The 18,397-nt window shown below is 66.2% G+C and carries 18 protein-coding genes and 1 pseudogene; 16 read left to right on the plus strand and 3 right to left on the minus strand.

Going from position 1 to position 18,397, the window contains the following annotated elements:
- From ACODRZ_RS14340 to ACODRZ_RS14355, 4 genes and pseudogenes are all read left to right on the plus strand, one after another.
- Window positions 1-268: pseudogene (locus ACODRZ_RS14340) on the plus strand (hypothetical protein); the annotation flags it as partial.
- Between the two features lie 149 nt (window positions 269-417).
- A complete protein-coding gene (locus tag ACODRZ_RS14345) occupies window positions 418-630 on the plus strand; it encodes a hypothetical protein (RefSeq protein WP_488971516.1) in 213 nt (70 codons plus the stop codon).
- 150 nt (window positions 631-780) lie between these two features.
- A complete protein-coding gene (locus ACODRZ_RS14350; RefSeq protein ID WP_488971517.1) occupies window positions 781-1,197 on the plus strand; it encodes a response regulator in 417 nt (138 codons plus the stop codon).
- Window positions 1,194-2,057 (plus strand): sensor histidine kinase, encoded by an 864-nt coding sequence (locus ACODRZ_RS14355; protein ID WP_488971518.1) that lies wholly within the window; start codon window positions 1,194-1,196, stop codon window positions 2,055-2,057. The genes ACODRZ_RS14350 and ACODRZ_RS14355 overlap by 4 nt, the downstream gene beginning before the upstream one ends.
- Window positions 2,058-2,069: 12 nt before the next feature.
- Here ACODRZ_RS14355 and ACODRZ_RS14360 read toward each other — a convergent pair whose 3' ends face one another.
- Window positions 2,070-3,314 (minus strand): hypothetical protein, encoded by a 1,245-nt coding sequence (locus ACODRZ_RS14360; RefSeq protein WP_488971519.1) that lies wholly within the window; start codon window positions 3,312-3,314, stop codon window positions 2,070-2,072.
- Window positions 3,315-3,845: 531 nt separating this feature from the next.
- Here ACODRZ_RS14360 and cpaB point away from each other — a divergent pair.
- The 12 genes from cpaB (at window position 3,846) to ACODRZ_RS14420 (ending at window position 15,084) form a co-directional block, all read left to right on the plus strand.
- On the plus strand, window positions 3,846-4,799 hold the full coding sequence (cpaB, locus tag ACODRZ_RS14365; RefSeq protein ID WP_488971520.1) for a Flp pilus assembly protein CpaB: 954 nt from the start codon (window positions 3,846-3,848) through the stop codon (window positions 4,797-4,799).
- Window positions 4,796-6,013, plus strand: coding sequence for a type II and III secretion system protein family protein (locus ACODRZ_RS14370; protein ID WP_488971521.1), 1,218 nt, complete (start codon window positions 4,796-4,798; stop codon window positions 6,011-6,013). Before cpaB ends, ACODRZ_RS14370 begins: the two co-directional genes overlap by 4 nt.
- Window position 6,014: 1 nt before the next feature.
- Window positions 6,015-7,181: a CpaE/TadZ family protein gene (locus ACODRZ_RS14375; RefSeq protein ID WP_488971522.1), complete on the plus strand. Its 1,167-nt coding sequence runs from the start codon at window positions 6,015-6,017 to the stop codon at window positions 7,179-7,181.
- A complete protein-coding gene (locus ACODRZ_RS14380) occupies window positions 7,178-8,530 on the plus strand; it encodes a TadA family conjugal transfer-associated ATPase (protein WP_488971523.1) in 1,353 nt (450 codons plus the stop codon). Before ACODRZ_RS14375 ends, ACODRZ_RS14380 begins: the two co-directional genes overlap by 4 nt.
- A complete protein-coding gene (locus ACODRZ_RS14385; protein WP_488971524.1) occupies window positions 8,524-9,426 on the plus strand; it encodes a type II secretion system F family protein in 903 nt (300 codons plus the stop codon). Before ACODRZ_RS14380 ends, ACODRZ_RS14385 begins: the two co-directional genes overlap by 7 nt.
- Complete coding sequence (locus ACODRZ_RS14390; RefSeq protein WP_488971525.1) at window positions 9,426-10,337, plus strand: type II secretion system F family protein; 912 nt, start codon at window positions 9,426-9,428, stop codon at window positions 10,335-10,337. The genes ACODRZ_RS14385 and ACODRZ_RS14390 overlap by 1 nt, the downstream gene beginning before the upstream one ends.
- The gene (locus ACODRZ_RS14395; protein WP_488971526.1) at window positions 10,334-11,020 is read left to right on the plus strand and encodes a tetratricopeptide repeat protein; all 687 of its coding nucleotides are present in this window, start codon (window positions 10,334-10,336) and stop codon (window positions 11,018-11,020) included. Before ACODRZ_RS14390 ends, ACODRZ_RS14395 begins: the two co-directional genes overlap by 4 nt.
- Window positions 11,017-12,858 (plus strand): pilus assembly protein TadG-related protein, encoded by a 1,842-nt coding sequence (locus ACODRZ_RS14400; protein ID WP_488971527.1) that lies wholly within the window; start codon window positions 11,017-11,019, stop codon window positions 12,856-12,858. Before ACODRZ_RS14395 ends, ACODRZ_RS14400 begins: the two co-directional genes overlap by 4 nt.
- A gap of 79 nt (window positions 12,859-12,937) precedes the next feature.
- Window positions 12,938-13,105, plus strand: a complete 168-nt coding sequence (locus tag ACODRZ_RS14405; protein ID WP_488971528.1) for a Flp family type IVb pilin — start codon at window positions 12,938-12,940, stop codon at window positions 13,103-13,105.
- Between the two features lie 23 nt (window positions 13,106-13,128).
- A complete protein-coding gene (locus ACODRZ_RS14410; RefSeq protein ID WP_488971529.1) occupies window positions 13,129-13,569 on the plus strand; it encodes a TadE/TadG family type IV pilus assembly protein in 441 nt (146 codons plus the stop codon).
- A 1-nt stretch (window position 13,570) separates the two neighbouring features.
- Window positions 13,571-14,032: a hypothetical protein gene (locus ACODRZ_RS14415; RefSeq protein ID WP_488971530.1), complete on the plus strand. Its 462-nt coding sequence runs from the start codon at window positions 13,571-13,573 to the stop codon at window positions 14,030-14,032.
- Between the two features lie 137 nt (window positions 14,033-14,169).
- Window positions 14,170-15,084, plus strand: a complete 915-nt coding sequence (locus tag ACODRZ_RS14420) for a response regulator (protein WP_488971531.1) — start codon at window positions 14,170-14,172, stop codon at window positions 15,082-15,084.
- Window positions 15,085-15,111: 27 nt separating this feature from the next.
- Here the strand turns inward: ACODRZ_RS14420 and glgX are convergent, their stop codons facing one another.
- Together glgX and glgA are read right to left on the minus strand one after the other, a co-directional pair.
- The gene (gene glgX / locus ACODRZ_RS14425; protein WP_488971532.1) at window positions 15,112-16,911 is read right to left on the minus strand and encodes a glycogen debranching protein GlgX; all 1,800 of its coding nucleotides are present in this window, start codon (window positions 16,909-16,911) and stop codon (window positions 15,112-15,114) included.
- Window positions 16,908-18,374: a glycogen synthase GlgA gene (glgA, locus tag ACODRZ_RS14430; RefSeq protein ID WP_488971533.1), complete on the minus strand. Its 1,467-nt coding sequence runs from the start codon at window positions 18,372-18,374 to the stop codon at window positions 16,908-16,910. Before glgA ends, glgX begins: the two co-directional genes overlap by 4 nt.
- Window positions 18,375-18,397 lie beyond the last annotated feature (23 nt).

Genomic DNA, 18,397 nt, shown 5'->3' on the forward strand with positions numbered 1-18,397 from the left:
CGTGACGGGCGTGGTCGGAGGCCTGCTCGGCGGCGTTACCGGTGGTAGCGGAGGCGCAGGCGAGGTCATCACTCCGTTGACCGGCGTAGTCGGCGGTCTTCTCGGCGATACCGGTGCCGGGTCCGGCGCAGGGGGCCTGCTCGCTCCCGTAACCGGGGTCGTGGGCAGTGTAGTGGGTGCCACCGGTTCCGGCACGGGTACGGGCAATGTCCTTGCCCCGGTGACCGGACTGCTCGGCGGGCTGCTGGGGGGCGGCACGGGCAACTGAACTGAGGCCGGCGTGTCCACCGCCTTGTTGCCCTCCCCCTGGTTGGACACGCCGCAGCCCGACCTCGGATGACGAGGTGGGGGGAGGGGGCGGCCCTTGCCGTGGGTCGTCCCCTCTAACTGTTCGAGGAATATGGAAAGGAGTTCGTCATGATCGCCATCGGTTCCCAATCTGTACGCGAGTTGCTGGACACTGCCCGGCAGCTGTTGGAGGAAGAGAGGGCGTTCGCCGCCGCAGAGATGGTCTGCGGGGTTATCGATGCCCTCGAAGACAGCGCTCCCCGGCCGATTGGGGGGCGAATGCCGCCGCGGCGCTTCGGGCACGCACCGATCCGGCTGGGCACTTACCGCAGCTGTGCTTGAGGAAGCGTTCGGACGGTGTGTGGGCTGGTGATAACTGATCGATTTCTACGGATTTTCACCGGGCGTTATTGATTTGGAAACGGAATGACACCTAAGTGAAGGCAACTAGCACCGGATCGACGAATTCGGCGCAGTGGGAGAAGAAGCTCGATGGGCAACGATCAAGCTTTGGTACTGTTGATTGACGATGTTAACGCGATCGTCGAGGAATTGCTGACTTTCATGGCGCTCCATGACATCTGCGCGGTTGGCGTTGCGGATCTTGATCAGGCAATGGCCATGCTCGAGCAGCACCCGTCCATTCGCGTGCTCGCATGCGACGTGCGTCTCGGGAATGAATCGGGCCTGTCGATCGTTGCGCGCATTCGGGCTCACGCAATGCTGAGCCAGCGGGAATTTCGTTACCTTTTCATTACCGGGGACCAGCTCCGACCGGACCCTGAACTCGCGCTGCCGCGCCATCTGGTGCTCACCAAGCCGGTGCAGCCGCAACTGCTGATCAACACGCTGAACACGATGCTTGCCGACTTCGGCGACCTGCACGCAAATGCGGAAGGCCTCGAATGAAACCGAACGAGATCACCCAGCGCGATGTCGAGACGTGGGTGCGCTGCACGCCGACTAACCAGCTCTGCCGCCCGGCCGAAAGGGCCGCGACGCAGGGCGGGTGCGGCATCGATCAGGCCGAGATGCAGCACCTGTTCGAAACGATCGCCGCCAAGGCGCGCCTTGCCGATCTGGGTGAGCAGAGTTCCGAACTTGCGCACGAACTGCGTCAGCCGCTGTTCTCCATCGCCATCGCGAACGAAAACCTGCGCCTGCTGCTCGAACGTGCTGAGGGGATGCAGCCGCAGCTGGGCCGGGCGATCGAGCGGATCGCGGAGCAGGTGCAGCGTGCGCAGACGATCATAGATCATACGCTGGCCTATGCTTCGGGCAATAGCCGCGGCGTCGTGAGCGCGGATTTCGGAATTGCTGCGCGGGATGCGGTGCGGTTTCTGCAGCCGCTGTTCGACAAGACCAACATCGAAGTCGAGCAGTGCCGGGCCGTCACGGCCGCGCATGTCGGCTTGTGTCAGATCGAGGCCGAGCAGGTCCTCGTCAACATCCTGCGCAATGCCGCCGAAAGCATCGAGGTGCGCCGCGAGGCCGGCTGGCAAGGCAGGGGGCGCATTGCCATCCGCATCGATATCGAGGGCGGCACGGCGCGTTGCGTCATTTCGGACAACGGGGCCGGGCTTTCGATGGAACAGGCCCGCGCCGCCTTCCAGCAGTTCTTCACGACCAAGCCGCGTAACGGTACAGGTCTGGGCCTGCACATCTGCCGCCAGGTGCTCGGCAAGATCGGCGGCACCGTCGAGCTCTCGCCGGGCGAAGTGGAGGGCGCCCGGGTGGAAATCGCATTGCCCTTGTTCGCCGGGGGCTGATCCCCCGACAGGTCAGACGTCGTCGCGGCCGAGCCGGATGACGAAGCGCAGCGGCTTGCGGTTCTGCAGGACACAGCGGAACTCGCCGGATGCTTCCTGCGCGACTTGTTCCACCAGCCAGAGCGTTGCGCCATCGATCTGGCGGGCGCGCATCGGGTTGCCATCCTCGTCGATGCAATCGACGGTGATCACTACATGGGCAGGAGTAAGGCTTGCGTTGAGCAGCACTTCGCCCTTGTGCTTGTGCCCGTCCGTGCCGCGGAAGCTGGCAAAGGCGCTGAGCAGGGCCGCCACGGCCATCATCTGCAGGGCGCCGTACTGGCCGGGTACAAGCTGGTCGAGCGCCGCGCCGCGCACGTGCACGGCGACGCCGTGATGGCGCACATTGGAGCGGGTCGTCGCGATCGCGCACTCCAGGGCGCTTTGCACGGTCAACGGCGCGTCTCCTTCGCGACCATCCCGGCCGAACCAGCGGAACAGGCTGAGGATGTGTGCTGCGCCTTCGGTATGGTTGGCGATGCGCCCGACCCGCTCCTGGATCTGCTGGCGGCTCGCCTCGTCGATCTCCAGGTGGCTTACGATGTAGTCCATGTTGGCGTTGGCCATCGAGATGACGTTGAGCGGTTGCGCGAGATCGTGCAGCATCCCGCTGGCGATGCGGCCGAGCAGCAAGTCTCGGGTGACTTCCACCATGCCGCCGTCGCCCCATGCCAGCAACCGGGCATCGACCATGGCGAGATGGCGGGCAATTCCGGCCCCGATGAACGCGGCGCAAAGCGCGGCGACGATGCCGAGGGCTGGGCCGAGGATCGGCCCGGCCAGGAAGTTGAGGAACAGGCACAGGGCACCTGTCGCCATGGCGGCCGGCCAGGACCAGCGCGGGACCCTTAGCAGTGCAGTCGCGAAAGCGCGGGGCAGAAACGCCGCACCACAAAGCAGCAGGAGGTCGGTCCAGAAAATCGACGACGTGACTGCAGCCGTCAACGGAAGCGCCCCGATTGCCAGGAGGATCGCCGAGATGAGCGACAGGCGCGGACAGTGCAGGACGTAGAGCGCTCCGCATGATGCGGCCGAGATCACTCCAGCTCCCGGTGCGTATGGGGCGACAAGCCCGAGTGTCAGCGCGGCCAGCGCTGCGGTCACGGCGTAGAGCTGGGTGCCATCGTTCCACCCCCGGCCCTTGCGGGAGCGTCTGGATGCCGGGCTCGCTGCGCGTGCCTCCATGTTGTCGCCGATCGCTTCCTTAACGGGGATCATTGCCCGTTCCTCAAAGATGCTGCCTTCGTCAAAGTCGTGCCTCATCGTCAGATCGAGAGTCGGGAACCGCGATCGGCGTTCCGGTTCCTGCCCCTCTCAATAAGCAAGCCGAAGCCTGCGTTGGAGATTTATTTCGAAGATTCCCGGAATGTCTTTGTCGACGGTGCGTGGTTGCAAGGTCGGTCGGGACGGTCTGGACATGGTGTTCTTATTGCCTTGGCTATCGGCGCAAGTCACGAAAAGAACCAAAGTGAGGGTTACTTGTTGTTCATCGCGTTCCCCGCGCGCGGCTAATTACGGGCATGTACCACGCTGCACTGGTCCGGCCGCTCATGCGCAGCATCAATCTGCGTGAATCGGCCCCCGCGGTTCCCCTCGCATCGGCTCCTTCTCCATGAGGAAGTGAATCCGGCCCGGGTTACCATTCAGAAATGGATGCGGATCTGTCCCGGCAAGGAACGGTTCGCACTTTTTCTCGGAGTGCAGGGGCAGCACTCCGTTTGCGTAAGCGCAATGGCAAAGGGGAATTGCATGCGCCTGGGTTCGAAAGCGAAGCTGACGATCACTGTCGGGCTCGTTGCCGCCGCAACGTTCGGCTTCCTGGGCATCCGGGAGCTGGGCCGCTCGGCGACGCCGCGCGGTGTTCCGGGGACAGGCCCGGTATCGGGATTGGCTGCAGACGCTTCGCAGGTCGAAGGAGCCGTGCTCGCCGTCGCGACGCGCGACGTGAAGATCGGGGAAACGATCACTGCGGACATGATCCGCAATGCCTCGCTCGATCCTTCGCGTGTGCCCGGCGCAGCGACGCCTGCCGAAGTTGTCGGTCGGGTGGCCACACGCGACATTCGGGCCAACACGCCGATACCGCGCGAAGCGCTGCAGCAGGAAGGCAAGCTGGCCATCCGCGTGCCGGTGGGCATGCGGGCGATCAGTATCGACACCACTGCGGAGATCGCGGTGGCCGGCCTGGTGCGCCCGGGAGACCGGGTCGACGTTCAGGTGGTCTATCCCGGCGAGGATGCGATCGGCGGCGCGCGGGGCAATGGGCGAAGCCGCTCGACCACGCTGTTGCAGATGGTTCCGGTGCTGGCGGTCGGCGAGGTCGTCATCGGTGAGCCGGTCAAGGACGGGGTGACGGGCGCGGTTTCCGCGCCGCCGCCTCCGGCTCGCAATGTTACGCTGGCGCTCGATCCGCAGCAGGTGTCCGAACTCTCGCTCGCGAAGAGCACCGGCGCGCTCTACCTGTCGCTGCGCAATCCCGAGGACAAGCAGGAAGTCGCGACCGCGCAGGTCGCATCCATTCTCGAGGCTCCCTCGGCGGCGGCAAGGCCGACGCCGGCGTTTGCCGCCGCGCCGCCCCCTCGCGCGGCGGCAGCGCCTCCCGCCAGAGCGGCACAGCCTCGCCGCGCTCCCGCCCCCCATGCGATCGAACTGGTGGTCGGCGGCAATCGCGAAACGATCTATTCGGGGAGTGGCGCACAATGAAGGCGCAGTATGCAACGGGATTGCTGGCCTGCGCCTTCGTTCTGGCTCCGGCCGCGGCAAGTGCGCAGGATCAGCGCACGCTTCAGGTGGACGAGGCGCAGACGCTACGCTTCACGCGCTCGATCGCTCGCATCGAAGTCAACCGCGACAACGTCATCGCCGTTTCGGCGCCGACCTCGCAGTCGCTGCGGGTCAGCGGGCAGGGGGCGGGCGACGCCATGCTCGACGTCTATGCGGCGGATGGCTCGATGATCGGGCAGACACAGTTCCACGTCGATCCGCCGGCACCGTCCTATGCGACTTCCAACGGACCCCTGCGTGCGGGCGAGAAAGTGGTGGCCGTCGATGTCCAGTTTGCGGCGGTCTCTTCCTCCACGCTCAAGGCGCTGGGCTTCAGCTTCGCGAAGCTGTCGGGCGATATCCAGGGGGCGCTGGTTCCGTCCAGCAGCCTCAACGGATATTCATTCAACGGTTCAGGCAGCGGGGGCACATCGACGCCCGGTCTCAGCATCGATGCCTCCGCACCCATCCAGAGTGCGTTCAACCTGTTCCTCAGCAGCCGCAATCGCGGCATCGGCGCGGTCCTTTCCGCATTGTCCTCGAATGGGCTCTCGCAGCTTCTCGCGCAACCGACGCTGCTGGTGCGCTCGGGCGAGAAGGCCAGCTTCCTGGCGGGTGGTGAGTTTCCGGTGCCCGTCCCGCAATCGACCGGGGGCAACGGCAACACGATCTCCATCCAGTACAAGGAGTTCGGCGTGCGCCTTTCGGTGACGCCTTATGTGCTGAACGAGAACAGCATCGTCCTGAAGCTGGCGCCCGAAGTCAGCGAGCTTGACTACAACAACGGCGTCCAGCTTCAGGGCTACACGGTGCCGGGCATCCGCCGCCGCTCGACCGAGACGACGGTGGAACTGGGCAGCGGCCAGAGCTTCGTGATCGCCGGGCTCAACTATTCGAACAGCTCGGTCACCAAGGACAAGGTGCCGTTCCTCGGCGACCTGCCCGTGCTGGGGGCTTTCTTCAAGCGGCAGCAGAACCAGAAGGAGCGGCAGGAGCTGATCATCGTCGCCACGCCCCGGCTGGTCGAGCCCGAAGCGGTGAAGCCGATGCTGGCGACCGCCAACAAGCCGGTGGACCCAAGCATCGGGCAGATGATCGTCGGCAACGACGGTGTCGAACAAGGTATCCGGACCTTTGGCGTGGTGAGGCGCTGACATGGCACGCATCCATCTTCTTTCCATCGACCGCGCGCTGGCGCAGCGCATCTCCGACGCGATGGGCGCGCATGTGGCGGTCGAAATGGTGCAGTCTCTCGACGGCGCCGAGTTCGACGGGCCGGGCATCGTCGTCATCGACCACGCCTCGATCCCGGCCGAGCGTGCCATGGCCTCGGTCATCGCCGAAGTCTCGCAGGCGGCGGGCGGGCGCTCGATCGTACTGGCGACCGAGGACATGTACGCGGCCCATGTGCTCCAGGCGATCCGCTCGGGCGCCACGGACGTGATGCCGCGCGGCGCGGTCGCCGCAGAGGTCAGCGAGATCCTCTCGCGCGTGCTCAACACCTCGCTGGCGAGCCACGGGCGGCTCGGCCGTTTTACCCTCGTGCTCGGCACCGACCGCGATGCGACTGCAGTGCTGGCGACCGACATGGCGCTGGCGCACTGCCTCGATGGCACTTCCACGCTGCTGATCGACTGCACGCTGCCGACCAGCACGGCCGAGGCGTACCTCGACCTCAAGGTTGACTACGGGATCGCTTCGGCCATTTCCGACATCGACCGCATGGATGCCAGCCTGCTCGGCGATGCGCTGGCACATCACGAGCGTTCCGGCCTCTCGCTGCTGACGCTCGACGGCGGCACCGGCGCGGAGCCGGTCGGCATCGGGCCGGCCGATATCGTCGGGCTGATCCAGCTTCTGCGCACCAGTTGCGGGCATGTCGTGCTGTGCGGCGGATCGCTGCGCAATGGCGGCCTGCTGCGCGAACTCGCCTCGCAGGCACAGAGCGTCGAGGTGGTGTGCAGCCAGTCGATCCGTGAACTCGACGCCACCCGCCGCCTGCTGGACCGCGTGGCGATGGACACTGCGAGCGCGCAGCGCCTGCGGCTGCTGGTGTGGGAGCACGATCCGCGCATCCTGCTCGACGGCCGCCGCATTGCCGACACGCTCGACATCGATACGGTGCTCGGCGTGCCGGTGGACCACGCGCGCCAGCGCAATGCGCTCAATGCGGGGCGGCCGTTGATGATGGAGCGGGATGGAGGCACTTACGCCCAGGCGATCCGCCGGGCTTGCGGCATCTCCACCCAGGCCAAGGCCACCAACTTCGGCATTGATCGCATGCGGCGGGCCATCCTGCGTTCGGTGGAGCGCAGCGCATGAGCCTGCTCACCAACGACTTCGTGCCGGAGGAAGCACTGGCCGAACCCAAGCGCAAGGCCGCGATCGCCCAGCCCGCAGCCCAGCGGATGAGCGACAGCTACCAGGCGGTAAAGGCTCTGACTTGTGCGCAGGTGATCGAACAGCTCGAGGCCCAGGGCATCACGGCCGAGGCGCTCGACCGGCGTACCCTGAGGCATGAGATCGAGCAGGTCATTAACAGCCGCAGCCGTCGCGGCCAGCTGGCGCTCAACAGCGCCGAGCGGCTGTTGCTGATCGAGGATGTCGAGGACGAGGTGGTCGGTCTCGGTCCGCTCGCCCCGCTGCTGCGCGACACGAGCATCGACGACATCATCGTCAATGGTGCCGGCACCATCTACGCCGAACGCGCGGGGCTGCTGGAGCGGGTCGAAACCCGTTTCCGCGACGACGCGCACCTGATGAACATCATCCAGCGCATCGTCGGCCCGATCGGCCGCCGTGTGGATGAAGCGACGCCCTTCGTCGATGCGCGCCTTGCCGATGGATCCCGAGTCAACATCGTCATCCCGCCGATCGCGCTCGACGGCCCGCTGGTCTCGATCCGCAAGTTCCGGCTGCAGGCGCTGAGCATCGACGACTGCGTCGCGGGCGGCGTGATGAGCCCGGCGATGGCGGGTTTCCTCACCAGCGCGGTGCGGTCGCGGCTCAACATCCTGATCTGCGGAGGCACCGGCGCGGGCAAGTCGACACTGCTCAATGTGCTGTCGAGCTGCATCAGCAACAAGGAACGCCTCGTCACCATCGAGGACGCGGCCGAACTGCAACTGCGGCAGGAGCACGTCGTCCGCCTCGAAACGCGCCCCCCCAATGTCGACGGCAGCCGCGAGGTCAGCGCGCGCGACCTTGTGCGCAATGCGCTGCGTATGCGCCCCGATCGTATCATCCTGGGTGAGGTTCGCGGGGTCGAGGCGGTGGAGATGCTGCAGGCGATGTCCACCGGCCACGACGGTTCGATGGCAACGCTGCACGCCAATACCCCGCGCGACGCGCTCTCCCGCCTGGAGATGCTGCTCGGCTTCGCGGGCCAGCAGAACGACGTGCGCGCGGTGCGCCGCTTCGTCGCCAATTCGATCCACGTCATCGTCAACATCCAGCGGCTTGCCAACGGATCGCGCCGGATCACCTCGGTCGCCGAAGTTACCGGCGTGGAAGGTGAGGCTTACACCCTCAACGAGCTGTTCCACTTCGAGGAGCAGCCGCCGATGTCGGGCGAGGGGCTGCACCGCACCTTGTCGCCGCGCCCCTATCATGCCGCGCGGCTCAAGGATTATGCGAGCCCGGTCGTGGACAAGGATGGTTCGGCATGGTGAAGGGCGGCGCCTATATACTGCTGGCGCTGCTGATCGTGGGCGCCGTGGCATGGCACTGGTTTTCCCAGCGCATGCGCGACCGGGTGACGCTCGACCGCCGGCTGGAGGCGATCGCCTCGCCGGGGGCGGTGACCGTCCGGCCGCTGGCGGCAGTGACCGTGCCCGAGCGCATCGCGCCGCTGCTGGCGCAGGCGCAAGTCGAACTAACCGTGCCCGCGCTGCAGACCCTGATCGGTGTCATGCTGGTTCTGACGCTCATCGTGCTGCTGCTGTTCGGTCCGGCCGCCGCCGTCGTGCTGATCATCGGCGTGCCGATGGTGGCGCTCTCGTGGCTGCAGGCGCGCGCGCGCAAGCGGGTGGATGCCCTGACCGAGGCGCTGCCGCTCTACCTTGACGCCGTGCGCCAGCTTCAGTCGGTGGGCAATTCGCTTTCGCAGGCCCTTGCGCGGGCGCTGGCGGACGCGCCGGAGGCGGTGGCAGCCTATTTCGCGCCGGTCGGACGGCGGCTGGCAATGGGCGCGCCGGTCGCGGAGACCGTGCAGCAGCTTGCCGATCGGCTGCAGGTTCCGGAAGTCTCGATGCTCGCCGCCGCCATTCGCACGAATTTGCGCTACGGCGGTTCGATCGCCTCGGTCTTCGGCAATCTCGCCCATATCCTGCGCGAGCGCGTGCGTATCCGCCGCGACCTGCAGGCGGCGACCTCGGAAGCCAAGGTCAGCGGCAAGGTGCTGATCGCGATGCCGCTGCTGGCGATGACGATGCTGGTGGTGATGAATCCGGCCTATATCGACTTCTTCGTGTCCGATCCGCGTGGGCGTTCGATGTCGATGGTGGCGATCGGGCTGGAAATCATCGGCATCATGATCATCCGTCGCATGATGAGGCTGGCATTCTGATGCCCGGGTTGATCGCCTCGATCTCGCTGGTCGCCGCTATCGCGGGTCTCGCCGTGGCGCTGCTGGGCCTGCGCTGGCTGCAGACCGACACGCAGTTGCGAGCACGGGTCGAGGGCCAGGCGGCGTCGGGAGCTTCAGGCGGGACCTCTGCGGCCCGTGGCTGGCGCACCCTGCGGGCACCCCGCGCGCTGTTGGCGCAGGGGCGCGACAAGGCAGAGATCGAGACGCGCCTGCGCGCGGCCGGCTACTTCGACGCGGGCGCGCTCGACGTCTTCGTGGCGCTGCGGCTGGGCGCGACCCTGCTCGTCATGGTGCTGTCGATGGCGATCTGCTTCGTGGTGACCGGCAATCCGCTGCGGCCGATCTTGCCGACTTTCGCGCTCACGGGCTTCACCTACATCGGCGCCAAGTATGCGCTTCAGATGCGTGCGGCAACGCGCGAACGGGTGCTGACGGCGGAGTTTCCGTTCCTTCTCGACCTCATGCTGATGATGCTGGAAAGCGGCGTCTCGCTCGACCAGTGCTTTCGCGGCATCGCCCGCGACGAGCACGTGGCGGTGCCCAACCACGCGCGGCTGGTGGCGATGCTGGTCGACGACCTCGATCGGGGTCAGGACTATCAGGTCGCGTTCGACCGCTGGGCCACCCGCGTCGGCGTCAGCGGCGCGCGCGAACTGGCGGCGTTGTTCCGGCAGTCGCTGTTCCAGGGCATGGAACTGGTTCCTGCCCTGCGCGAATACATCCGCGAGTTCTCCCAGCGCCGCGTCGCCCGTGCGCGCGAGGCCATCGGCAAGATCACCGTGCGCATGGTCGTGCTCATGCTGGTGTTCTTTATGCCCGCGCTCTTCATCGTCCTGGCCGGACCGCCGGTCGCCGCCATCCTCGACACGCTGCGGAGTACCGGGAAATGATCCGTCGTCTGCTGCCTGCAACAGCGTTTCTTCTTCTTGCTGCCGGCCCGGCGCTGGCGGCCGACCGTTCCGCCGAAGTGCAGGAGGAAAGCTCCACCCGGACGTTGTACCTGACGCTGATCCAGCAGGCCCGCGCAGACGGTCGCGCCCGCGCCGCGCTGGCCTACCTCGACGATTTCGATCGCAAGCATCCCGATGATCCGCAGGCGCGCGTGCTGCGCGTCAACTGCCTGCTCGACCTTGGGCAGGTCGATGCCGCGCGATCTGCGCTGGAGCGCATTCCGGGAAGCGATCGCAGCGGCGCCGCACTTGCCGTGCGCGGACACGTGCTCGCAGCCGAAGGGCAGTGGCCGCAGGCGGCGGTGCAGTATGCCGCGGCATCCCAGGCCAGCCCGGCCGATGCCTTCATCACCAATGCGCTCGGCTATGCGCGGCTGCGTGCGGGACAGACCGCCGAGGCGGTCGAGACGCTGCGGGCGGCCCACGATCTCGCGCCGGCCGACGAAGTCGTGCGCAACAACCTCATCCTCGCACTCACGCTAAACGGGCGGCTGGGTGAGGCAGACGCGCTGCTTTCGGGAATGGCGGACACCAAGGCGAAGGCGCAGCTGCGGCAGCAGGTGGCGGGCGAAGCCGCGCGGATCGCGGCGGCAGGGAGCGGCATGAAACCGGCCGGGTCGTGAGCCGCCTGACGGCGCGCATCCGCCGACTGCGGCGGGACGAGCGGGGCGTGGTCGCGCCCGCGGTGGCGGTGCTCGGCGTGCCCCTGCTTCTTTCCGCCGGGCTCGCGCTCGATGTCGCACTCTACTACAGCGGCAATCGCGAACTGCGCATCGCCACCGAGGCGGCGGCGCTTGCGGCGTCGATGAGGCCGGGCGATGCCCGCACGCTGGCCGAGACCTACCTTCAGCACAACGGTTACGACCCTTCGGTACTTCGCAACGTCGAAATCGGTTACTACTGCGCGAACGACGACAGAAAAGCGGCGGACAACGCCGGTTCGCGCTTCTTCCTGCCCGGTGCCCTGCCTGCCGATTGCGCGGGCAGCGCCGTGCGTCCCAACGCGGTTCGGGTGACCACGGGCAAAGGCAGCCGCCGCTTTCTGACCGGCGTGCTGGGGGACATGAGCCCGATCCCAGACCTTGCCGCCACGGCAAGCGCAGCGCGCATCGACGAGGCCGGCATTTCCGCCACTTCCGGGCTGCTGGACGTCAGCACCATGGGAGTGGGCGGGCTGCTCCACGCGGTCAACGGTGTGCTCGGCGGCTTGCTGGGGATCTCGCTGAACCTGTCCTCATCGCAGATCGAGGCACTGCTGGGCGGCAACGTGGATGCCGGGCTGTTCTTCGACGAACTGGCGGAGCGGTCCGGCTTCGACGGAACTTACGGGGATCTCATCAAGGGGTCCTACGACTTGCGCGATATCGTCGCGGCGGCGGCGGAGGGGGCAGGTCCGGGGAATACCCGCAACGCGCTGAACGCCTTCAACACTTTCGTCCCGGCAGGGCACCGGGTGCCATTGAAGGGTCTGTTCAAGGTCGGCGTGTGGCGCAATATGAAGGTGGGCGAGGCCGACGTGGCGCCTGCCCTTCGCGCGGGCCTCAACGCCTACCAGCTGATCAGCTACGCGGTGCAGGACGATCCGGTCGCGGTCGATCTCTCGCAGGTGATCGCCGCAGTCTCGCCGCCGCCTTTGCTTACCGGTACTCAGGTATCGATCGCCGCTGCGGCGTCGGGACCGGTCAACCGCCCCCGCTTCTCGTTCGGCCCGGCCGGGGAGACCGAGGTCGGCACCTCGATGCTGCGGCTCAAGGTGCAGGTGACGCTGCTGAACCTGCCGCTGGGCGTGGCGAGGGCAAACGTTCCAGTAATTATAGATATCCAGTCGGCGGACGGTGCGATCGACAGCATCGACTGTGCGCCCGGCCGGGACCAGCAGACCAACACCACGGTGCGCGTCATCGGCCACTCGGCGCTGGTCAGCGCCTACATCGGGGACATGCCGAGCTGGGCGATGGACAAGCCGCTGCTGCCGATCAAGGCAGCGGACATCACCAGGACCGAGATCGTCCATGCAGGCATCCCGATCAAGCTGCCGTTGCTGACTCAGCTGATTGACGTGACGATCAAGGGCAGGGCGATCGCCGAGCCGGTGCTGGGAGGCGAGGTCCACGGCAACACGCTGGTCTTCGGGCCGGGCACTATCGGTGGGCCGACCCGTGCCGGTACGCCGCAGTCGGTGCTCAACGAGGCGCGCGTCGGCAATACCGTGCAAGGCCTCGTCAACAGCCTGACGGGGCCGGGCGGGCTGGAATTTGACTGCCTGATCGGACTGTGCTCGCTGGTCCAGCCGCTGCTCGATAGCCAGTTGATCCCGGCTGTCACCCAGCCCGTCACCGGCATCGTCTCCGGCGTGGTCGATCCGCTGCTGACCAATGTCCTCGTGGCCCTCGGCATCCAGCTGGGACACGGCACCTTCTGGGTGGGCGGCGTGCGCTGCGGAGTGCCGGTGCTGATCTAGTTATTGCATGACGTTGCGGGCTGCCCCTTCCGCCCGTGAACGCCTCTCACATCTGAAGGGGTAATGGGGAGTGTGAATTATGATGAATGCAATTATCAACCTGATGGGCCGCCTTCGGAACGACGAGCGTGGTCTTACAGCAGTCGAATACGCAGTGCTGGGCGGCATCGTGGTGCTCGCGATCACTGCGGCTACGGCTACTTTCGGCACCAATCTCACGAATGCGTTCACCAACATGTTTGACTGAGATTCAGGTAGGAGACTCGGAAAATGCGCATGACGGCAAGGACACCGCTCCGACTGCTGAAGTGCGACAGGGGAATAGCGGCGCTGGAGTTTGCCCTGCTGGCTCCGGCGCTGCTCGCCCTGGTGTTCTCGGTGATCATCTATTCCATCTACTTCACGGCGCTGACCGGCGTGAGGCAGGCGGCGGCCGAGGGGGCGAGGGCGGCAGTCGCCGGCCTTTCCCTGAGTGAGCGGGTAACGCTCGCCCGGGAGCGCGCCCAGAAGGTGATCGACAACTACGGTTCGCTGCTGGGCGGCCAGTCACCGCCCGAGATCATGGCGGGCGCGGGCGATACCAGCGGCACGTTCCGGGTCGAGGTGCGCTACGACATGAGCGGAAGCCCGATCATGAAGTACGGCGCCTTCGTGCCTCTTCCCGACAGCAACGTCGAAGCCAGTGTGACGGTGACCAACGGAGGATACTGACATGGAAGCTGCGGGATACTTCTATCTTGCCTTTCTTCTGCTTGTGCTGATCCCGGTCGTGGTCCTGCCCTGGGAAGGGCGGGCCACGCCGGACTGGCTCTATATCGCGCTGGCGACTTTCGGGCTGGTCGGCGCAGTGGCGCTGAACGGTGTTCCCGGACTGATCCGGGCCGGTGCTGCCGGGGTCGGCAGTCTGGTCATCGCCAGCCTCGCCGTGGCGCTGCTTCGGGCACGCACGGGCGCCCGCGTGCTTACCGGCGGTCAGATCAAGCTGCTGGCGGCGGGGTCCACGTGGCTGGGGATCAGCGGAACGTTCGCCATGGTGGCAGTGGCGCTGCTCACCCTGTTCACGCTTGCGGCCTTTCAGAAGGCGGGTGCCGTGCGGCGCCGTCCGGATGCTTCTGCGATTTTAGCTGTAGCAATCGTGTCGGTTGCCATGCAACAACATCTCCCGGGAATGTGACTGGGCGTTCTTAGAATACAATGGAATGGGAAGATGCGATGCCGAAGAATTGGCGGATACGCATTGGTGCGCTTCTTGCTCCACAGAATACTGATGCAGACGACAACGGAGCGGCAATCTCAGGAGACGCAACGCGGATGTCTGAAGTTCCCTCGGCAATGGAAGCCGGTCTGTTTCGCCAGGTCGCCCCGGTGCTTGTCGTCGATGACGATACCGACTGGGGCATGGAGTGCGCCTTCGCCTTGCGGCAGATGGGGTACGAGCCGTTCTTCGCGTCGAACGCGGACGAGGCGCAGGTGCTGTTCCGAACGCACGACATTTCCATCGCGATTGTCGATTATAACCTGCCCGGACTCGACGGCATCGCGCTGATCCGCGAGCTTTCGCGCTATGCCGACGAGCATGATCGCCAGCTTCGCTTCATCATCGCGACGGGTCATGCCTCCAAGGATGTCGCGATAGACGCCATGCGTGCCTCGGCGGCGGACTTTCTGGAAAAGCCGATCAGCCCCGCCGATCTGCGCCGCGCCCTGCAGCGGGTTCAGGGACTTCCCGAGGCGGTGGGTGAGCGCAAGATCCTGCTCGACCGGATGTCGCAGCTGAGCAGCGAGTTGCAGCGCCTTGCCGGCCTGATCGACGAACCTGTGCCTGCGACCTATCCCGGACGACCGGAAAAGGTCGCGCCGGTGCCTGCTGATGGCGACGTCGAGCCCACGCAAATGCGCAAGTTCATCAAGGAACTGCTGCGCAAGGAAAGCAAGCGGCGGGAGATCGGCGGCGGCGAACTCTTTGGTGACCCGACTTGGGCCATGCTGCTCGACTTGCTACTGGCGAAGATCGAGGAGAGACGGGTGTCGGTGTCGAGTGCCTGCATCGCGTCCGGCGCGCCGATGAGCACCGCGTTGCGGCTTGTCCGTCGTCTCGTCGATGAGGACGTGCTGTGCAGACTGCCGGACGAGCAGGACAAGCGGCGACATTTCCTGATTATCAACCCCCGCTTCGAACAGCCGCTCCTCGCCTATCTGACGGAGCAGTTGCGCAGCGGAGGCTAGGCCGGGTGCACGCACCCAACGGTGAGGTCAGGGAAGCGTGATCCGAACCTCTCTGGCGGTGCGATCGATCGCGAAGCCGAAATCCTCGGCTTCGGCCCTGCAGCTCAGCCAGTTACTGCCCGGATTCTCCCAATCGCTGACCGTCATCCGTTCGCCATCACGGGTCTGCCAGGCTACGGGTTCCGGGAAACGCCGGAACAGGCCAAGTCTGGCGGCTCTCGCGGCTGACAGAGCGGCGACGTGGGATTCCAGCGCGGTGTCGCGGGCTTCCCAGTCCACCCACCCGATCGCGTTGTCCTGGCAATAGGCGTTGTTGTTGCCGCGCTGGGTGCGCCCGAACTCGTCCCCGGCGGTCAGCATGATCGTGCCGGTCGAAGCGAACAGGGTGCCGAGCAGGGCCTCCAGATCGCGGTGACGGGTCAGCACGACGGTCGGATCGTCGGTCGGCCCTTCGACGCCGTTGTTCCAGCTGAAGTTCTCACCGTGACCGTCACGATTGTCCTCTCCGTTGGCCTGATTGTGCCGGTGCTCGTAGGCCACCGTGTCGGCCAGCGTGAAGCCGTCATGCGCGGCAAGGAAGTTCACCGAGCGGCAGCCCTCGGCCAGCGATTGTGGGCCGAAGATGTCGCTCGACCCGGCGAGCCGCGTGGCCAGTGGGCCAATATTGCCGCCCCCCTTCCAGAAGCGGCGCACATCGTCCCGGAAGCGGTCGTTCCATTCGAGCCAGTTGGCGGGAAACTGCCCGAGTTGATAGCCGCCGGGGCCGATGTCCCAGGGTTCGGCGATCAGGATCCGGTCGCCGAGCACCGGATCGGCAGCGATCTCGGCGAAGATCGGCGCGGCGGGATCAAAGCCGGGGCCACGCGCCATGATCGGCGCGAGGTCGAAGCGGAACCCGTCGATGCCGCAACGCCCGACGAAATGGCGCATTGTATCGAGCACCAGCCGCCGGACCGCCGGATTGGCGAAATCGAGCGTGTTCCCGCAGCCCGTGTCGTTGATGAGCTGCCCTTCGGGCGCATGCGCGTACATCGCATCGTCGAGCCCGCGCAGCGACAGGATGCCGCCATGCACGTCGCTTTCCCCGGAGTGGTTGAACACCAGGTCGAGCAGCACGCCGATCCCGGCGTCATGGAGTGCCGCCACGGTCCGGCGCAGTTCTTCGACACCGCCGGGGCAAAGGCCCGGATCGAGCGCCATCATCGCGACCGGGTTATAGCCCCACGAATTGACCAGCCCGAGCGGAGGCAGGTGTCGTTCGTCGACCCAGGCGATGATGGGCATCAATTCGATGGCAGTGACGTTGAGCTTCACGAAGTGGGCGAGAACTGCCGGATGTGCGAGTGCGGCCACCGTTCCGCGCAGGCCTTCGGGTACGTCTGGATGGAGCATCGTGAAGGCGCGGACGTTGAGTTCGTAGACGAGACCGCCGCGCGCGAAGCGGGGCGGGTCTGGTGGGCGGCCCTGCTTCGGCGCAGGGATGATTGCGCGCGGAACGATGTCGACGGTATCTTCCCCGAACATGGCCAGGCGCGGGTTCTGTACGAAGCGGCGGTCGAGTTCGACGGCGTAGGGATCTACCAGCAGCTTGGCCGGGTCGAACCAGTACCCCTCATGCGGCGCCCAGCGTCCACTGGCGCGATACCCGTAATGGGAACCGGAATGGTCGCCGGGGAGCACCAGCGTCCAGCTATCGCCATCCCGGCCCATCGAATGGCGCGTTTCCCGGTCGTCATCGAACAGGCAGAGCCACATCGCCTCGGCCCGGGGGGAGCGCACGGTGAAGCGGGTCTCGCCCGCTTGCACGCTGGCGCCGAGAGCCGTCATGCCACCAGAGCGCGATAGAGGTCGGCGTAGGCCTTGCCGCTGGCCTCCCAAGAAAAGTCGCTTTTCATCGCGTTCTTCTGGAGGCGTTCCCAGACTTCGGGCTGCGAATGCAACTGGACGGTGCGGGTGATCGCGGCGGCGAGGTCGTCGTAGGTGACACCGTCGAACTGGACGCCGGTGGCGCAGCCTGCCGCCAGAGCGGCCGGATTTGCGTCGATTACCGTGTCCGCCAGCCCCCCGGTACGCGCGACGACCGGCAGGCAGCCATAGGCGAGGCCGTAAAGCTGCGTCAGGCCGCAAGGCTCGAAACGCGAGGGGATGAGGATCGCGTCGCCGCCGGCCTGCATGCGGTGGGATAGCGCCTCGTCGTAGCCGATGCGGATGCCGATGCGGCCGGGATGGCGGGCGGCGCCTTCGATCAGGGCGCGTTCCAGCGCGGCGTCGCCGGAGCCCAGAAGTGCCAGTCTTCCGCCGATTCCGACGAGGTGGTCGAGCACTTCGGGCAGGACGTCCATGCCCTTCTGCCAGGTCAGGCGGGTGACGACGATGAAGATCGGGCCGTCGCCTTCGTCGAGACCGAATTCGGCCTCCAGAGCGCGCTTGTTGGCGCGACGTTTATCGAGGGTGCGGTGGCTGTAGGGCGCCGCCAAAGCCGCGTCGGAGGCCGGATTCCAGACGTTTGCGTCGATGCCGTTGAGGATGCCGTGGACCGCATCTCCGCGCTCCACGATCAGCCCTTCGAGGCCCATTCCGAACACGCTGGAGCGGATCTCGCGGGCATATGTCGGGCTGACCGTGGTGATCGCATCGGCGCTGGAGAGGCCCGCTTTCAGCATTCCGAGGCCACCGTGGTATTCGACCCCGTCCAGCGCCCATGCGCTTGAAGGAAGTTCAATGCGATCAAAGACTTCAGGAGCAAACCAGCCCTGAAAAGCCATGTTGTGAATGGTTATGACCGAACGGCACCCAGCGGCACTCAGCGGCACGTAACGCAGGTATGCGGGGGCCATGGCGGCCTGCCAGTCGTGCGCATGGAGCACATCGAAGCCCTGTGGCTTGCCCCGCTTGACGATCACCCCGCCTGCGATCTCGGCGGCGGCTTTTCCGAGAGCGGCGAAGCGCTGCCAGTTGTCCGCCCAGTCGATCCCGGCAGCGTCGGAGTAAGGGCCTCCCTCCCGCGAATAGAGCGCCGGGGCATCGAGCACCAGTAGCGGGTGGCCATCGGGCAAGCTGCCCGCCAGCAGCCGCGCCGGGGTACCGAGCAGCGCGTTCCATGCGTGGACTACCTTGGGCCGCCGTCCCAACGCCGCCAGCACCGAGGGGTAGCCGGGCAGCAGCGTGGTCATCTCCACCCCGTGCGGGGCGAGGGCGCCGGGCAGCGTGCCCGCGACGTCGGCAAGGCCGCCGGTCTTGACCAGCGGCACCGCCTCGGAGGCAACGGACAGGACTTTCAGCGAGGTCACGGTTTCACCATCACAGTTTCACC

Source organism: Novosphingobium sp. FG90 (genome assembly GCF_057808725.1).